At 52.6% G+C, this 15,392-nt stretch carries 13 protein-coding genes; 7 read left to right on the forward strand and 6 right to left on the reverse strand.

Annotated elements, in window-relative coordinates; genetic code table 11:
• Window positions 1–196 precede the first annotated feature (196 nt).
• The 3 genes from HMPREF3050_RS02715 to cmk all read right to left on the reverse strand — a co-directional run bounded on the left by HMPREF3050_RS02715 (window position 197) and on the right by cmk (window position 3,022).
• Complete coding sequence (locus HMPREF3050_RS02715) at window positions 197–511, reverse strand: integration host factor subunit beta (RefSeq protein ID WP_003744632.1); 315 nt, start codon at window positions 509–511, stop codon at window positions 197–199.
• 10 nt (window positions 512–521) lie between these two features.
• Window positions 522–2,207 carry a 30S ribosomal protein S1 gene (gene rpsA / locus HMPREF3050_RS02720; protein ID WP_003759201.1) on the reverse strand — a complete coding sequence of 562 codons (1,686 nt, stop codon included), beginning with the start codon at window positions 2,205–2,207 and terminating at the stop codon, window positions 522–524.
• 155 nt (window positions 2,208–2,362) lie between these two features.
• Window positions 2,363–3,022 (reverse strand): (d)CMP kinase, encoded by a 660-nt coding sequence (gene cmk / locus HMPREF3050_RS02725; protein WP_070773353.1) that lies wholly within the window; start codon window positions 3,020–3,022, stop codon window positions 2,363–2,365.
• A 336-nt stretch (window positions 3,023–3,358) separates the two neighbouring features.
• Between cmk and HMPREF3050_RS02730 the strand changes: the two genes are divergently transcribed.
• The 6 genes from HMPREF3050_RS02730 to HMPREF3050_RS02755 all read left to right on the forward strand — a co-directional run bounded on the left by HMPREF3050_RS02730 (window position 3,359) and on the right by HMPREF3050_RS02755 (window position 10,098).
• Window positions 3,359–4,573, forward strand: coding sequence for a uracil-xanthine permease family protein (locus tag HMPREF3050_RS02730; RefSeq protein WP_070773354.1), 1,215 nt, complete (start codon window positions 3,359–3,361; stop codon window positions 4,571–4,573).
• 186 nt (window positions 4,574–4,759) lie between these two features.
• Window positions 4,760–5,335, forward strand: a complete 576-nt coding sequence (locus tag HMPREF3050_RS02735) for a hypothetical protein (protein WP_070773355.1) — start codon at window positions 4,760–4,762, stop codon at window positions 5,333–5,335.
• Between the two features lie 324 nt (window positions 5,336–5,659).
• The gene (locus HMPREF3050_RS02740) at window positions 5,660–6,604 is read left to right on the forward strand and encodes a DnaJ C-terminal domain-containing protein (protein ID WP_070773356.1); all 945 of its coding nucleotides are present in this window, start codon (window positions 5,660–5,662) and stop codon (window positions 6,602–6,604) included.
• Window positions 6,605–6,615: 11 nt separating this feature from the next.
• Window positions 6,616–6,909 (forward strand): chaperone modulator CbpM, encoded by a 294-nt coding sequence (locus HMPREF3050_RS02745; protein ID WP_009312947.1) that lies wholly within the window; start codon window positions 6,616–6,618, stop codon window positions 6,907–6,909.
• 68 nt (window positions 6,910–6,977) lie between these two features.
• Window positions 6,978–8,735 (forward strand): exodeoxyribonuclease V subunit alpha, encoded by a 1,758-nt coding sequence (gene recD / locus HMPREF3050_RS02750; protein WP_070773357.1) that lies wholly within the window; start codon window positions 6,978–6,980, stop codon window positions 8,733–8,735.
• 244 nt (window positions 8,736–8,979) lie between these two features.
• Window positions 8,980–10,098, forward strand: coding sequence for a hypothetical protein (locus HMPREF3050_RS02755; RefSeq protein ID WP_070773358.1), 1,119 nt, complete (start codon window positions 8,980–8,982; stop codon window positions 10,096–10,098).
• 68 nt (window positions 10,099–10,166) lie between these two features.
• Here HMPREF3050_RS02755 and HMPREF3050_RS02760 read toward each other — a convergent pair whose 3' ends face one another.
• The 3 genes from HMPREF3050_RS02760 to cysT form a co-directional block, all read right to left on the reverse strand.
• Window positions 10,167–11,240 carry a sulfate/molybdate ABC transporter ATP-binding protein gene (locus HMPREF3050_RS02760; RefSeq protein WP_070773359.1) on the reverse strand — a complete coding sequence of 358 codons (1,074 nt, stop codon included), beginning with the start codon at window positions 11,238–11,240 and terminating at the stop codon, window positions 10,167–10,169.
• Window positions 11,237–12,097 carry a sulfate ABC transporter permease subunit CysW gene (cysW, locus tag HMPREF3050_RS02765; protein ID WP_070773360.1) on the reverse strand — a complete coding sequence of 287 codons (861 nt, stop codon included), beginning with the start codon at window positions 12,095–12,097 and terminating at the stop codon, window positions 11,237–11,239. Before cysW ends, HMPREF3050_RS02760 begins: the two co-directional genes overlap by 4 nt.
• Window positions 12,098–12,350: 253 nt before the next feature.
• Window positions 12,351–13,187: a sulfate ABC transporter permease subunit CysT gene (gene cysT / locus HMPREF3050_RS02770; RefSeq protein WP_003759178.1), complete on the reverse strand. Its 837-nt coding sequence runs from the start codon at window positions 13,185–13,187 to the stop codon at window positions 12,351–12,353.
• Between the two features lie 173 nt (window positions 13,188–13,360).
• Between cysT and rep the strand changes: the two genes are divergently transcribed.
• Window positions 13,361–15,361: a DNA helicase Rep gene (rep, locus tag HMPREF3050_RS02775; RefSeq protein WP_070773361.1), complete on the forward strand. Its 2,001-nt coding sequence runs from the start codon at window positions 13,361–13,363 to the stop codon at window positions 15,359–15,361.
• The last annotated feature ends 31 nt before the right edge of the window (window positions 15,362–15,392 follow it).

The following is a 15,392-nucleotide window of genomic DNA, read 5'->3' on the forward strand; positions in this document are numbered from 1 at the left end:
CGCCTTGTCCTGATTTAAATTTAATCCACTATACGTTTTATCAACGGGCAATCATTAAAAGAAACGTATTATAGATGATTTCAGACGACCCTATGAATTTTCCATTACAAATTCCACCCAAATTACGAAAACAATAGAGAACCATATTTTCAGACAACAAAAACGCCGCATTTCTGCGGCGTTCGTTTACTCAGGTTTAGTTGGCATTTTCTTGTAAAGCCAAGTCCACACGTTCACGCAATTCCTTACCGGGCTTGAAGTGAGGGACGTGTTTTTCAGGCACTTCCACACGTTCGCCGGTTTTGGGGTTGCGGCCGATACGGGCCGGGCGATGGTTCAAATCGAAGCTGCCGAAGCCACGGATTTCAATACGCTGACCGCGAGCCAGCGAGCGGGTCATGGTATCAACCAAAACCTTTACGCTGTATTCGACGTCTTTTGCCAGCAATTGGTTACCGTTTTTCTCGGCAAAAACTTCTGCCAAACGAACCATTAATTCAGACTTCGTCATGTCTGCAACCTTATTCTTGGTCGCCGGACAGTTTGGCTTTCAGCAAGTCGCCGAGGCTGGTAGTACCTGCGCTGGCGGTTGCAGCAGCGTTGACTGAATTCAGAGCTTCGCGGTTTTCTTTAGCGTCTTTGGCTTTAACAGACAGGCGGATGCTGCGGTTTTTGCGGTCGACGGTTACGATAACGGCTTCAACCTCGTCACCTTCTTTCAGTTTGGTGGTCAGGTCTTCAACGCGGTCGGCTGCGAATTCGGAAGCAGGCAGGTAGCCTTCCACTTCGTCAGACAGGGCAACAACGGCACCTTTGGCGTCAACAGATTTCACAGAACCTTTAACCAAAGAACCTTTGTCGTTTACGCTGATGAAGTTACCGAAAGGATCGCCTTCCAGTTGTTTGATGCCCAAAGAGATACGCTCTTTGTCAACGTCGATTGCCAATACAACGGCTTCAACTTCTTCGCCTTTTTTGTATTTGCGTACAGCTTCTTCGCCGGCTTCAGTCCAAGACAGGTCAGACAGGTGAACCAGACCGTCGATACCACCAGGCAGACCTACGAATACGCCGAAGTCAGTGATGGATTTAACCGCACCGGAGATTTTGTCGCCTTTGTTGTGGTTGGCGGCAAATTCTTCCCAAGGATTGGCTTGACATTGTTTCATACCCAAAGAGATACGGCGGCGATCTTCGTCGATTTCCAGAATCATAACTTCGACTTCGTCGCCCAATTGTACGACTTTGCTTGGGTGTACGTTTTTGTTGGTCCAGTCCATTTCGGAAACGTGTACCAAACCTTCGATGCCTTGTTCGATTTCAACGAATGCACCGTAATCGGTCAGGTTGGATACTTTACCGAACAGGCGGGTACCTTGTGGGTAACGACGGGTCAGGCCGCTCCAAGGATCTTCGCCCAATTGTTTCATACCCAGAGAAACGCGTTGTTTGTCTTGGTCGAATTTCAGGACTTTGGCTTCAACTTCTTGACCGACTTCCAAGACTTCGCTCGGGTGTTTCACACGGCGCCATGCCAGGTCGGTGATGTGCAACAGGCCGTCGATACCGCCCAAGTCAACGAATGCACCGTAGTCGGTGATGTTTTTAACGATACCTTTGATGATAGAGCCTTCTTGCAGGTTTTCCAGCAGGGCTTTGCGCTCTTCACCCAAAGTAGCTTCCAGAACGGCACGGCGGGAAACCACGACGTTGTTGCGTTTTTTGTCCAGTTTGATGACTTTGAATTCGATTTCTTTGCCTTCAAAGTGGGAAGTGTCTTTAACGGGACGTACGTCAACCAAAGAACCCGGCAGGAATGCGCGGATGCTGTTGATCATAACGGTCAGGCCGCCTTTGACTTTGCCATTGATAACGCCGGACAGGATGTCGCCGTTTTCCATCGCTTCTTCCAAAGCGATCCAGTCGGCAGCGCGTTTGGCTTTTTCGCGGGACAGTTTGGTTTCGCCGAAGCCGTTTTCAACGGATTCGATGGTAACGGTAACGAAATCGCCAACTTTAACTTCAATCTCGCCCTGAGCGTTTTTGAATTCAGCAACGTCAATCAGAGATTCTGATTTCAGACCTGCATTAACGGTAACGAAGTTTTGATCGATTGCCACGACTTCGGCAGTAATCACCTCACCCGGGTTCATTTCTTGCAGGGTAAAGCTTTCTTCAAGCAACTGGGCAAAATTTTCCATAGTCATATATACTCTTTTCGGTACACCGCCAAGGGGTGCGGGGTAGGTTGGAGAATGCCTGCCGCCCTTGGCACGGCAGGCTTTGAAAATAAATATTTCAGACGACCTTCGGATGCTCCAAAGGTCGTCTGAAACAAAACGCAGGGATTATACCCTAAATTTCAAACTTTATGATACCAATCAAGCACTTTTTTTACAGCTTCTTCGATACTCAGCCCGCCCGTATCCAAAAGCTCCGCGTCGGGAAGCTGCTTTAAGGGCGCGACGCTGCGGCGGCGGTCCGCTTCGTCGCGTGCCTCGATGTCCGATAAAATCCGTTCAAATTCCAAGCCTTCGCACGGAATGCCGATTTGTTTGGCGCGGCGTTCCGCCCGTATTTTCGCACCTGCGGTCAGGAAAACCTTTAATGCCGCATCGGGGAATACAACCGAACCCATATCGCGCCCGTCGGCGACCAAACCTTTTCCCGTCAGAAAATCACGCTGCCGCTGCAAAAGAGCGGCACGCACTTTCGGCAACTGCGCCACTGCAGAAGCGCCCATACCGATTGCTTCGCTGCGGATTTGTCCTGAAACGTCTTCATCTTCCAAAAAAACCTGAGACCCTTCAAAACGGGCAGGCAGATTTTCCGCTAACGCGGCAACCGCCACTTCATCGTTCCATTCCACATCCCGTTTCTTCGCATACAGCGCGGTCAGGCGGTATAACGCGCCTGAGTCCAGATAATCGAACCCCAAAGCCTGAGCGACGCGGGAAGCGACTGTGCCTTTCCCCGATGCACTGGGTCCGTCTATGGCGATGACTTTTTGTTTGGTATTCATATTTTGGCTTTCTGAGAATAATGTAGGAGGTCGTCTGAAAGGACGTATCAGGCAGGCATTATATAGATAATTGTTTAATAATGAGAACTGAGGTCGTCTGAAAAAGCGTTTCAGACGACCTCTGGTGTTAATTGGAGCTTGGATATAAACCTGACTTTATTTGTTATTATTTCGTTTGGGTAATTCAGATGAAGATTTGGCAGGTTAGGAGTAGGGCGGTTCAGTTTTGTTTTCAGGGGCTTGGAATATTTAATGGATTGTTTGTAAATTAATGTTCATTTATGGGGTGAAACTGTATAATTCCCGCCGTTTGAATTGATTTGACGAGGCTTTTTGATGAACCAGCTTAAATTGGCGGTTTCCGGCGCGCAGATTTTGTTTGTGGCGTTCGGTGCGATGGTGCTTGTTCCGCTATTGACCGGACTGAATCCTTCTTTGGCACTTTTGGGGGCGGGTATCGGTACGCTGCTCTTTCAAATAGTCACCAAACGTAAAGTGCCGATTTTCCTCGGCTCTTCTTTTGCCTTTATTGCGCCGATTATCTACTCCATTAAAACATGGGGCCTGCCTTCGACCATGTTCGGGCTGTTTGCGGCGGGTTTTATGTATTTTGTGTTTGCCGCGCTGATTAAATGGCGCGGGCTGGCTACGGTCAACCGGCTGCTGCCGCCTGTGGTTATCGGGCCTGTGATTATGGTTATCGGTTTGTCCGTCGCTGCGGCCGCAAGTGAAATGGCAATGGGTAAATCCGGCGGAAAGCAAGTAATCGACTATGCGGATGCGCTGATTTTGTCGGGCTTTACATTTGCCGTTACGGTGGTTGTATCGGTTTTCGGCAGCCGTATGATGAAACTGGTTCCGATTTTAATCGGCGTGGCTGCAGGCTATATTTTGGCTTTGGTCATGGGCTTGGTAGATACCACCACCATCGCGGCTGCGCCGTGGTTTGAAGTACCACATTTTGAAACACCGCAAGTCAACTGGCAGGCAGCGCTGTTTATGCTGCCCGTCGCCATCGCGCCCGCCATCGAACACATCGGCGGCATCATGGCAATCGGCAATGTAACGGGCAACAACTACACCAAAGACCCGGGTTTGGATAAAACGCTTGCGGGCGACGGCTTGGGCGTATGCGTGGCGGGTTTGATCGGTGGTCCACCGGTAACGACTTACGGCGAGGTAACGGGTGCGGTGATGATTACGAAAAACAGCAATCCGGTCATTATGACTTGGGCGGCGATTTTTGCCATCGCTATGGCGTTTTTCGGCAAATTCAATGCTTTCCTCGCTTCCATTCCTCTACCCGTAATGGGCGGTATCATGCTGCTTTTGTTCGGTACGATTGCTTCTTTGGGCATTAAAACGCTGGTGGATGCAAAAGTGGATTTAATGCAGCCGAAAAATCTGGTGATTGTCAGCTCGGTTCTGACGGTTGGCGTCGGCGGCATGGCGGTTCATGTCGGTACGTTGAGTTTTGCCGGCGTCGGTTTGTGCGCCATTTTGGCAATCGTATTGAATTTCTTGCTGCCGGATCCGAAGACAGAAAGTTGATTTTGTATTGCCGCCGATAAGGTAAAAGGTCGTCTGAAATGGGGAATACCCTGATTTCAGACGACCTTTTTTAGCAAAAGATTTGATGTTGGAAAAAATAATAATAAGTCGTCTGAAACGATATTCTTGCCATATAGATATATTGATATGTTAATATCTTATTTTTATTAAACAGGAATAGTAACCATGTTGCACAAAATCGGGATCATGAGCGCGTTGATTTTGGGTCTTGCCATGCCGGCCGCTGCCGAATGTTTGATTCAAAAAGATAGCATCGCAGGAATTAAATTAGGGCAGAACTTAAAGCAGGTAAAACATAAATTCCCGAAGGCGAAAATGGAGAGAGAAAGCGATCCCGAAGGTGTGGCGTATGTTGCCATTACACTGTCTAAAGACGTCATGGTTATCACCCATCAAGATGGAGACGACGATCCTGATGCTCCTATAAAACTCCATAAAAAAATTGATTCTTTGGAGACCTACTCTCCCGCCTGTCACACGGCTTCGGGGGTACACCCGGGCATGAAGATTAAAGATGCAGAAGCCAAACTGGGTAAAGTCAAAAAAATCATAATGTCGGAAATCGAATCTCGTGAATACGCAATATTTACCCGCCACCCGAAACATTTCGACTTTAGAATGGAAATAGGAACAGGAATTTATCCGGGTAAAGGTAGAGCACCGAATCAAACTCGGCGTTACCGTAAAGGGGGCAGTATTTTAGAAATTTCTGTATCTAAATACGGAGGTTTTGATAACTGAAGAGCAGGGCATTAGGCAAAAAGCTTAAAAAACCGACTACGGAATAGAAACGCTCCTGTATGTTCCAGCTGGCTTTTAAAATCCCTGAAAACTGTCCAAACGGCTATGGGATTTGAACAACCGCCGCCCTGTAACTGTTGCCGATTGATTTCACTATATAATACAGGTCGTCTGAAAACCGGATTTCCGTTTTCAGACGACCTTTTTGATGCTTACCTGCCTTAACCGTTTATTTGTGCGCCTAGAGTATTGAATCTATGCCTTCCGCCCTTATAAATAGCAAATACGGCATAATGATTAACATGATAAAGACGGAAGAACGATATGGCAGAAAAAACCTATTACGAAATTCTCGGCGTGGACAAAACCGCCGACGCCGACACCATTAAAAAGGCCTACCGCAAACTGGTACGCAAATACCATCCCGACGTCAGCAAAGAACCTGACGCCGCCGAGCGCACCGCCGAAATCAACACAGCCTACGAAACCTTATCCGACCGTGAAAAGCGTGCCGAATACGACGAATTGCTGGCCAACCCCTACGGCCACAGTGCAGGCGGCAATCCGTTCGGCGGCGCGCAATCCGGCGGCTTCCGCTACGAATACCGCGGAGGCGAACCTTTCGGTGCGGGCGATTTCAATTTTGAAGATTTGTTTGCCGGCTTCGGCCGCAGTCAGAGACAGGCGCACGCAAGGCCGGACGGTCCGATTAAAGGCGAAGACCAGCACGCCGAACTGAGTATCGATATTTACGCCGCTTATGTCGGCGCGGAGCGCTCATTAAGCCTGAACGTACCGACCGTGGACGAATACGGCCGCGTCGGTTATCAGACCAAAACCTTAAACGTCAAAATTCCCAAAGGCATTACCGAAGGCCAGCAAATCCGTTTGGCGGGACAGGGCCTGCCCGGCTACAACGGCGGCGCAAACGGCGATTTGTATCTGAAAATCAAGTTCCACGACAAACCCGATTTATACGTCAAAAACAAAAAAGACGTATACCAGACCATAGACGTCAAGCCTTGGGAGGCCGTATTGGGCGGCAAAATCATTGTTCCCACCGCAGCCGGACGCTTGCAGGTCAACCTGCCCGCCAACAGCCAAAACGGTAAAAGCATACGCCTGAAAGGTAAAGGCATTCCGGCCAAAGAAGCGGGCGATTTGTACCTCAACATCCGCATCAGCGTTCCCAAGGCCGAAAGCGAAGCCGACCGCGCCGCATGGGCGCAGCTTGCCGCCCACTTTGACGGCAAAAGCGCATCAAATTGAAAGGATAAACCATGACGCAACACACCGACATTACCCTGACTTTCGAAGAAATCCTCGCTGCCAGCCGCTGCCGCCGCGATTGGCTGCTGGAGCTGATAGAGGAAGAAATCATCAGCGTAAACGGCCGGCCGGAACAAACTTTGTACAGCGGCTTCCAACTCGCCCGCATCCGCCGCGCCCAGCGCCTGAGCCGAGACTTTGATGCCGGCATTCCCGCGCTCGGCCTGATTATGCGCCTGCTGGACGAAGTGGAAGAATTGCGCAAGGCGCAGCAGCCCTTATCCCTGCTGGATGAAGGCAAATAGCGGTCAACAAAAGAAGGCCGTCTGAAAAACAGTTTTCAGACGACCTTTTTTCAATACGGGAAACGAAAATGGCTGAGAATACCGCCGATGATTTGAACCTTGCCGCCGCTCAAGCGGCCGGGCATTTGCTGGAGCGTTGCGTACCGGAGCATGCTGCGGCGCTGACGCCTTATGTGTTGCGGCTGTTTGCGGCTTTGCAGAACGGGCATTCGTTTGTTTGGCTGGATGAGGGCGAGGCGGAGGAATTGGCGGGATTGGCGCCGACGGTCGGGCAGGGCACGTCGCCGTTGGTGTTGCAGGGCAGAAAGTTGTTTTTGGGGCGGATGTGGCAGCTCGAGCATGATTTGGCGGCTGAAATCAAGCGTTTGGCAGAAGCGGAAGTCGAGCCTGTGGATTGGATGAGCGCGTCGCAAAACTTGTCCGGTTGGTTTACCGACAAAGGCAGCGAAGGGCAGCGGGATGCGGCGGGGCTTGCCCTGCTTCAAGCGTTTATGTTGATTACGGGCGGGCCGGGTACGGGCAAGACGACGACTGTGGCGAAACTTTTGGGGCTGATTTGCACCAACTCTGCCACGCGCCTGCCGCGTATCGCTCTGGCCGCGCCGACGGGCAAGGCTGCGGCGCATATGGCACGCGCGCTGCATCGGGCGGTGGACGGTTTCAAGATGCCGGAGGCGGTGCGCAATCATTTGTCCGCGCTGGAAGGGCAGACGGTCCACCGCCTTTTGAAACTGCGCCCGCCGCAAATGCTGCCTGCGTTTGACGGCAACCGCCCGCTGCCTTTGGATGTGTTGGTAGTGGATGAGGCTTCGATGTTGGATGTTTCCCTGCTGCTTCACTTGCTGCGTGCGATTCCGTCGGGCTGCCGCGTGATTTTTTTAGGCGACGAGTTCCAACTGCCTTCGGTCGGCGTCGGCGCGGTATTGGCGGCGTTGTCGAGACGGACGGTTTTGGATAAGGAGACGGCGGATCAGCTGAGCATTTATCTGCCGGAACACGGTTTCCCCGTGGAGGAAAATCCGCCGGCTTTGTCGCAAAACGTCGCGCAACTGAAGGTCAGCCACCGTTTCGGCGCAGACAGCGGCATCGGCTGTCTGGCTAGGGCGGTCGTATCGAGCAAGAGCGGGGAAGGTTGGGCGCAGTTTGCCTTGTTCCCCGACGAGCTGGAAATCCGCGAAGGTCGTCTGAAACAGCAGGCGGAGCTGCTTTACCGCAAACACGAAAAATACTGGCAGGCAGTCGATAAAAACGATGTGGCACTGGCGTTCGGACACGCGGCGGACGTGGTCGTTTTGGCGGCATGGCGGCAGGACGCGGAGGCGTTCAACGAAGAGTATTGCCGTTATCTGCAACGCAAACATCGGGCGGGCGCGGATACGCCGTGGTTCGCGGGACAAATCATCATGATTGCGCGCAACGACTATACGCTGGAAGTGTTCAACGGCGACATCGGGCTGATTATGCCCGACGCAGAATCGGCGAACGGCTTGGCGGCGTATTTCCCGAATGCGGACGGCTTCAAAAAAATCGCCATCAGCCGCCTGCCGCAGTTTGACTCCGCGTTCGCCATGACTGTGCATAAAAGCCAGGGTTCGGAATATCGGGAAGTCTGGCTGCTGCCGCCGTCGGGAAAAATAGAGCAGGGCGGGGATGACGCGCTGTCGGGCTTAAACAATGCGCTGCTCTACACCGCCATCACCCGTGCGCGGGAACGCTTCGTCTTTTGGGGAAATGCAGAACAATGGCGGTTGGCGGTGGAGACCCGCAAAACCCGCCGCACGGCATTGGGCGACATCTTGGACGCGATGTTCGTGCCGAAAGCTTGAATCAAACCCTAAAGGTCGTCTGAAAACAGAACGGATATTGCCAGAAGTTTTCAGACGACCTTTCTCTATTGATATGCGTCAAAATTAGTTTGGAAATAAGCATAATACTCTAAATCTTCTTGACGGTTTGTGCCGTCTTTCATAGGATTACAGCCGTTCGATTACAAAAATTAGTAAATTTCTAACAAATATTGATTAGGAATTTTTGTTAAAAATACCTTTTACCCTTCAATCGGAGATTGGCATGAACATCCAAAAAAACTTTGCCGTTGTATGCGCTGCCTTGGCGGCATTACCCACCGCATTTGCAGAAACCGCTAGCGGAGAGCGCGATGCCGCCGCATTGGCAACGACGAGCGATTACGTCAATTCGGGCAGCGTCATCCGCAAAGACGAAGACAAAATCAGCATTTTCAACGATTTGCTGACCGTAAACGGAACATTCCGCGTCCGTGCCGACACCAAAGACATCAATGCCAACAACAGCAGCACCAATCCCACGCCCGACGCCTCCAATACCAATTTCAACGCCGAATTCTGGTTGCGCGCCAAACTTTATAAAGACTGGAAACTGGTGACCCAAATCGAACCCAACATCGACTTGAAAACCGGCAAATTCAACGGCGACCATGATGTTCCCGTGAACAAACTCTATGCCGAAGGCTCGATTACCGAAGGCGTCAAAGCCCGCGTCGGTAAATTCGGCGCATTCTCCTCCTACGGACGCGTCTGGGATACCGAAGTAACCGGCGGCGAAATCTTCTTTGACAACAAAACCCTGCCCACCAAAATCTATGCAGGCCGCCGTACCGGCAGCCTCAACGACAACGTATGGGGCATAGGCGGCCGCCGCAAACACTTCGCCGCCATTCAAAGCAGCCTGCCGATTAACGAAAACATCAACGTCGGCGCAACCGTCAGCTACATGAAAGACATAGACGTGCGCGGCGCGAAGAAAAACGCCGTCTTCGGCGAAATCGGCGCAGATGTCAAATTCAACGACGATTGGCGTTGGATGGCGGCGGTCAGCAAGTCCAACATCAAAGCCTATAACGACGCAGGACAAAAAATCAAAAACGACGGCGTGTTCACCGAAGTCCGCTACAAACTCGCTGACTGGAAAGTCCGCAATTCCTACGACGTCTTCCTGAACTACCGCCGCGTCGGCGCACTTTCGGGCGTATCTTCCGTACAAGACTACAGTAAAAACGTACAAGGCGTACAAGTCGGCGCGACCTACGTTCCTTGGAAAAACTGGAAAGTGTCAGGCTTTTACTTGGCGGGTAAACAAGTTACCCCGACTGCCGGCTCAAGCAGACAAGACGTCAACGTCTTGCGCGGTCAGGTGGAATACAAATTCTAAGCCGTTCGGATAAAGCCAAAAGTCGTCTGAAAACCTGTTTTCAGACGACCTTTGGCTTTTCTCCTTCATCAAATCGAATATTCAATCAACTCGTTCTGCGAAAACACATAAACCTGTTTCGGCACCAATGCCAATTCCCGCCCTGCGGTCAAATCCAGCCGAGAAGCGTCGCTGCCTGCCAGCGTGATGTGTACGTCCTGTTTGCCGTGTTTCACCAAAACGTGCGTCAGTGCGCCGACGGCGTGGATTTTTTCGATTTCGGCGCGGATCATCGGGGTTTCGTGTTCGGCGGCGATCTGCCATTCGTGCGGGCGGATGTAGCCGGTGGCGGTTTGTTCCTGCCATTTGTAGTGCGCGTCCAATTTCCACGCGAAGCCGTTGTAGTGCCAGATGCCTTTTTCGATGCGTCCTTCAAATGCGTCAGTTTCGCCGAGAAATTCGGTAACGAAGGCGTTTTCGGGTTTGCGGTAAATGGCTTCGGCGCTGCCGGTTTGTTCGATTTTGCCGTGGTTCATGACGACGATTTCATCCGAAACTTCGAGGGCTTCTTCTTGGTCGTGGGTAACAAGGATGCTGGTTACGCCTAGGTTGTGATGGATGTCGCGCAGCCAGGTACGTAATTCTTTGCGTACTTTGGCATCCAGCGCGCCGAAGGGTTCGTCCAGGAGCAGGAGTTTGGGTTCAACCGCGAGGGCGCGGGCGAGGGCGATGCGTTGGCGTTGGCCGCCGGAGAGCTGGTGCGGATAGGATTTGGCGAGGTGGGAGAGCTGCACGAGTTTGAGCAATTCTTCGACTTTGATGCGGATTTGTTCTTTGGACGGGCGTTCGGACTTGGGCAATACGGTCAAACCGAAGGCGACGTTGTCAAACACGTTCATGTGGCGGAAGAGGGCGTAGTGTTGGAATACGAAACCGACTTTGCGCTCGCGCACATGCTTGGCGGTTACGTCTTGCCCGTCAAAGAGGATGTTGCCGCCGTCGGCGTTTTCCAGTCCGGCGATGATGCGCAGGAGCGTGGTTTTGCCGCAGCCGGAAGGGCCGAGCAGGGAAACGAGTTTGCCGGTGGGGACGTTGAGGTTGATGTTTTTCAGCGCGTGGAAACTACCGAAGTGTTTGTTTAAGTTTTGGATGGTGATGCTCATGCTGCGTTCCTTTCGGCGGCGGCGAGTTTTTTATCTTGTAATTTTGTGATGATGTTTTGCACCGCCAGCGTCGCCAGTGCTAAAAGTGCCAATACGCCGGAGAGGGCGAATGCGCCGGTGAAGTTGTATTCGTTGTAGAAGATTTCGACCAAAAGCGGGATGGTGTTGGTTTCGCCGCGTATGTGTCCCGATACTACGCTGACCGCGCCGAATTCGCCCATCGCGCGGGCGTTGGTGAGGATGATGCCGTAGAGTAGCGCCCATTTGATGTTGGGCAGGGTAACGCGCCAAAACATCTGCAAGCCGCTTGCGCCGAGAATCAGCGCGGCCTGTTCTTCGCTGTCGCCCTGCGCCTGCATCAGCGGGATGATTTCGCGTGCGACAAAGGGGAAGGTAACGAACAGCGTCGCCAAAATAATGCCGGGGATGGCGAAGATAATCTGTATGCCTTGCGCTTCCAGCCAGCCGCCCAATGCCGTGTGCGCGCCGAACAATAAGACGAACATCAAACCGGCAACCACGGGCGATACGGAAAACGGCAAATCGAGCAGGGTGGTCAGCAACTGCTTGCCGCGGAAGTCGAAACGGGTCAGCAGCCACGCCATCGCCACGCCCAAGACGGCATTGACGGGAACGACCACCGCGGCGGTAATCAGGGTGAGCTTGATCGCCGCCCACGCTTCGGGGTCGGTAATAGATTGAAGGTACAGACCCCAACCGCCTTTCAGCGCTTCGTAAAACACGGCGACAAGCGGTACGACCAGCATCAGCAGCAGGAACCCTAGCGCGACGGCGGTCAACAGCACGCGCAGCCAGCGCGGTTCGGTCAGGTTGGGATTGGCGGAATAGGGTTTCATGGCGGTGGTGTTCTCTGGTTTGTTGTTTAAGATGTTTGGAGGCCGTCTGAAAAAACAGTTTTCGTGGGGCGGATTCGTTTTCAGACGACCTTTTATTGATTAAGGGAACAAAAAACGTCTAGCTGCCGTCATTCCCGCGCAGACGGGAATCCATTGGTGAATTTCGGCTGCCTTATTGATTTTCTGTTTTCCTGTTGCCGTGCGGTGGATTCCCGCCTGCGCGGGAATGACGTTCAGGTTTTCAGACGACCCCTCAACCCTTCGCTCCCGAACGCCTGCTTAACGCCCACTGCATCACGTTCAGCGCAAACAGAATCACAAACGAAACCAGCAGCATAAACAACGCCACCGCCGATGCGCCCTGTACGTCGAACTGTTCCAACTTGCCCGTAATAATCAGCGGCAGGATTTCGGAAACCATCGGAATGTTGCCCGCGATAAAAATCACCGAGCCGTATTCACCCGTTGCCCGCGCGAACATCATGCCCGCGCCGGTTAAGAGCGCCGGCGTGATTTCCGGCAGCAGCACGCGGCGGAACGTCGTGAAGCGGTTTGCGCCCAAAGTCGCCGCCGCTTCCTCATATTCGCCCGACAATTCCTCCAATACCGGCTGCACGGCGCGGACGATAAAGGGCAGGCTGACGACAACCAGCGCAATCCAAATGCCGACGGGCGTAAACGCGATTTTGATGCCCAAAGGCTCGAAAAAGCGGCCTATCCAACCGTTGGGCGCATACAGGGTCGCCAACGCGATGCCCGTAACCGCCGTCGGCAGCGCAAACGGCAAATCGACCAGCGCGTTCACCAGCCCCTTGAGCGGAAATTCATAGCGCACCAACACCCACGCCACCAACGTGCCGAACACGACATTGGTCAGCATCGCATAAAACGACATCCGCAAACTCAGCCACACCGCCGCCAACACGTTTGGCTCGGCAATCGTGTTCCAAAAGCCGCCCCAGCCGATTTCCGCCGCTTTCGCCGCCATCATCGCAAACGGCAAAACCACCAGAAGCGACAGGCACAATACAGTCAGGCCGAGGCTGATTTTGAAGCCGGGCAGTACGCTGGGCGTTTTGAGTAATAACATGGTCGCTCGGAAGGGAAAAAGAAGATGCTGCCACTTTAACGGGGTCGTCTGAAAAACGGAAAGAATGGTTTGTTTGTTGCAAAGATGATTTTGTTATATATGCCGGATTGCCGTTTGGAGCTTTCAGACGACCTGTTATAATCTGCGCCTCTTTTTGGTTCGTCTGCATTCCCATGAAACTCAACCCCCAACAGCAAGCCGCCGTCAAATACCTCGGCGGTCCTCTGCTCGTGCTTGCCGGCGCCGGCAGCGGCAAAACCGGCGTGATTACGCAAAAAATCAAGCATTTGATTGTCAACGTCGGCTATCTGCCGCATACCGTCGCCGCGATTACCTTCACCAACAAAGCCGCTACGGAAATGCAGGAGCGCGTCGCCAAAATGCTGCCCAAGTCGCAAACGCGCGGGCTGACGATTTGCACCTTCCACTCTTTGGGCATGAAGATTTTGCGCGAAGAGGCGAACCATATCGGTTACAAAAAAAACTTCTCCATCCTCGATTCCACCGACAGCGCGAAAATCATCGGCGAACTTTTGGGCGGCACGGGAAAAGAAGCCTTATTCAAAGCGCAGCACCAGATTTCCCTGTGGAAAAACGATTTGAAAACGCCCGAAGACGTGCTTCAGACGGCCTCAAACGCCTGGGAAGAACAAATCGCGCGCGTGTATGCGAGCTATCAGGAAACCCTAAAAAGCTATCAAGCGGTGGACTTCGACGACTTAATTCGCCTGCCTGCCGTACTGTTGCAGCAAAACAGCGAAGTGCGCAACAAATGGCAGCGGCGGCTGCGTTATCTGTTGGTTGACGAATGTCAGGACACCAATACCTGCCAATTTACGCTGATGAAGCTCTTGACCGGCGCGGAAGGCATGTTTACCGCCGTCGGCGACGACGACCAGTCCATCTACGCATGGCGCGGCGCAAACATGGAAAACCTACGCAAAATGCAGGAAGACTATCCGCAGATGAAAGTCATCAAACTGGAGCAAAACTACCGCTCCACCGCGCGGATTCTCAAAATCGCCAACAAAGTCATCGAAAACAACCCCAAGTTGTTCACCAAAAAACTTTGGTCGCAGTTCGGCGAAGGCGAAATTGTCAAAGTCGTTGCCTGCCAAAACGAGCAACACGAAGCCGACTGGGTTGTCAGCCAAATCGTCAAGCAGAAGCTGGTCGGCGGCGACAAAACCCAATACGCCGATTTCGCCGTGTTATACCGCGGCAACCATCAGGCGCGGATTTTTGAAGAAGCCTTGCGCAGCGCGCGCGTTCCCTACCAACTCTCCGGCGGGCAGAGTTTCTTCGACAAAGCCGAAATCAAAGACGTTTTGTCCTATTTGCGCCTGCTTGCCAACCCCAACGACGATCCCGCCTTCCTGCGCGCCGTAACCACGCCCAAACGCGGCATCGGCGATGTAACGCTGGGCAAGCTCAACACCTACGCGCACGAACACGAATGTAGCCTGTATGAAGCCGCGCAAAACGAAGAAGCCCTTGCTTTGCTGAACAACACCAACCGCCAACACCTGCAAACCTTTATGGATATGTTCGGCAGCTACCGCGCCAAAGCGGAAACCAGCGAAGCGGGCGAACTCATCAACGGCCTGCTCAAAGAAATCGACTACGAAAACCATCTGCTTGCCAGCGAAGAGGGTAAAGCAGGGGAAATCAAATGGTGCAACGTCAGCGACCTGACCGGCTGGCTAGAGCGCAAAGGCGAGCAAGACGGCAAAAACATCATCGAACTCGCCCAAACCGTTGCCCTAATGACGCTTTTGGAAGGCAAAAACGAAGAAGAAGTCGATGCCGTCAAACTCTCAACCCTGCACGCCTCCAAAGGCTTGGAATACCCCTACGTCTTCCTCGTCGGCTGCGAAGAGGGCATCCTGCCGCACAACGACAGCATCGAAGAAGACAACGTCGAAGAAGAACGCCGCCTGATGTACGTCGGCATCACCCGCGCTAAACGTCAACTCACTTTGACCCACTGCGTCAAACGCAAAAAACAAGGCACATGGCAGTTCCCCGAACCCAGCCGCTTCATAGACGAAATGCCGCAGGAAGACATCAAGATTTTAGGGCGCAAAGGCGGCGAACCGATTGTGAGCAAGGAAGAGGGCAGAAGCCATCTGGCGGGGATGCTGGATATGTTGGCGGCGAAAGGGAAGGGCTGATATAGTGGATTAACTTTAAACCAGTACGGCG

It is taken from the genome of Neisseria sp. HMSC065D04 (genome assembly GCF_001815675.1).
Lineage (GTDB): Bacteria > Pseudomonadota > Gammaproteobacteria > Burkholderiales > Neisseriaceae > Neisseria.

What these genes read in the sequence shown, in the direction of transcription:
- HMPREF3050_RS02745 (WP_009312947.1), top strand. Translation starts at nt 6,616, where the DNA reads ATGACGCAACACACCGACATTACCCTGACTTTCGAAGAAATCCTCGCT.
- HMPREF3050_RS02740 (WP_070773356.1), top strand. Translation starts at nt 5,660, where the DNA reads ATGGCAGAAAAAACCTATTACGAAATTCTCGGCGTGGACAAAACCGCC.
- cysT (WP_003759178.1), bottom strand. Translation starts at nt 13,187, where the DNA reads ATGTTATTACTCAAAACGCCCAGCGTACTGCCCGGCTTCAAAATCAGC.
- HMPREF3050_RS02760 (WP_070773359.1), bottom strand. Translation starts at nt 11,240, where the DNA reads ATGAGCATCACCATCCAAAACTTAAACAAACACTTCGGTAGTTTCCAC.
- rpsA (WP_003759201.1), bottom strand. Translation starts at nt 2,207, where the DNA reads ATGACTATGGAAAATTTTGCCCAGTTGCTTGAAGAAAGCTTTACCCTG.
- recD (WP_070773357.1), top strand. Translation starts at nt 6,978, where the DNA reads ATGGCTGAGAATACCGCCGATGATTTGAACCTTGCCGCCGCTCAAGCG.
- HMPREF3050_RS02715 (WP_003744632.1), bottom strand. Translation starts at nt 511, where the DNA reads ATGACGAAGTCTGAATTAATGGTTCGTTTGGCAGAAGTTTTTGCCGAG.
- HMPREF3050_RS02755 (WP_070773358.1), top strand. Translation starts at nt 8,980, where the DNA reads ATGAACATCCAAAAAAACTTTGCCGTTGTATGCGCTGCCTTGGCGGCA.
- cysW (WP_070773360.1), bottom strand. Translation starts at nt 12,097, where the DNA reads ATGAAACCCTATTCCGCCAATCCCAACCTGACCGAACCGCGCTGGCTG.
- HMPREF3050_RS02735 (WP_070773355.1), top strand. Translation starts at nt 4,760, where the DNA reads ATGTTGCACAAAATCGGGATCATGAGCGCGTTGATTTTGGGTCTTGCC.
- HMPREF3050_RS02730 (WP_070773354.1), top strand. Translation starts at nt 3,359, where the DNA reads ATGAACCAGCTTAAATTGGCGGTTTCCGGCGCGCAGATTTTGTTTGTG.
- rep (WP_070773361.1), top strand. Translation starts at nt 13,361, where the DNA reads ATGAAACTCAACCCCCAACAGCAAGCCGCCGTCAAATACCTCGGCGGT.
- cmk (WP_070773353.1), bottom strand. Translation starts at nt 3,022, where the DNA reads ATGAATACCAAACAAAAAGTCATCGCCATAGACGGACCCAGTGCATCG.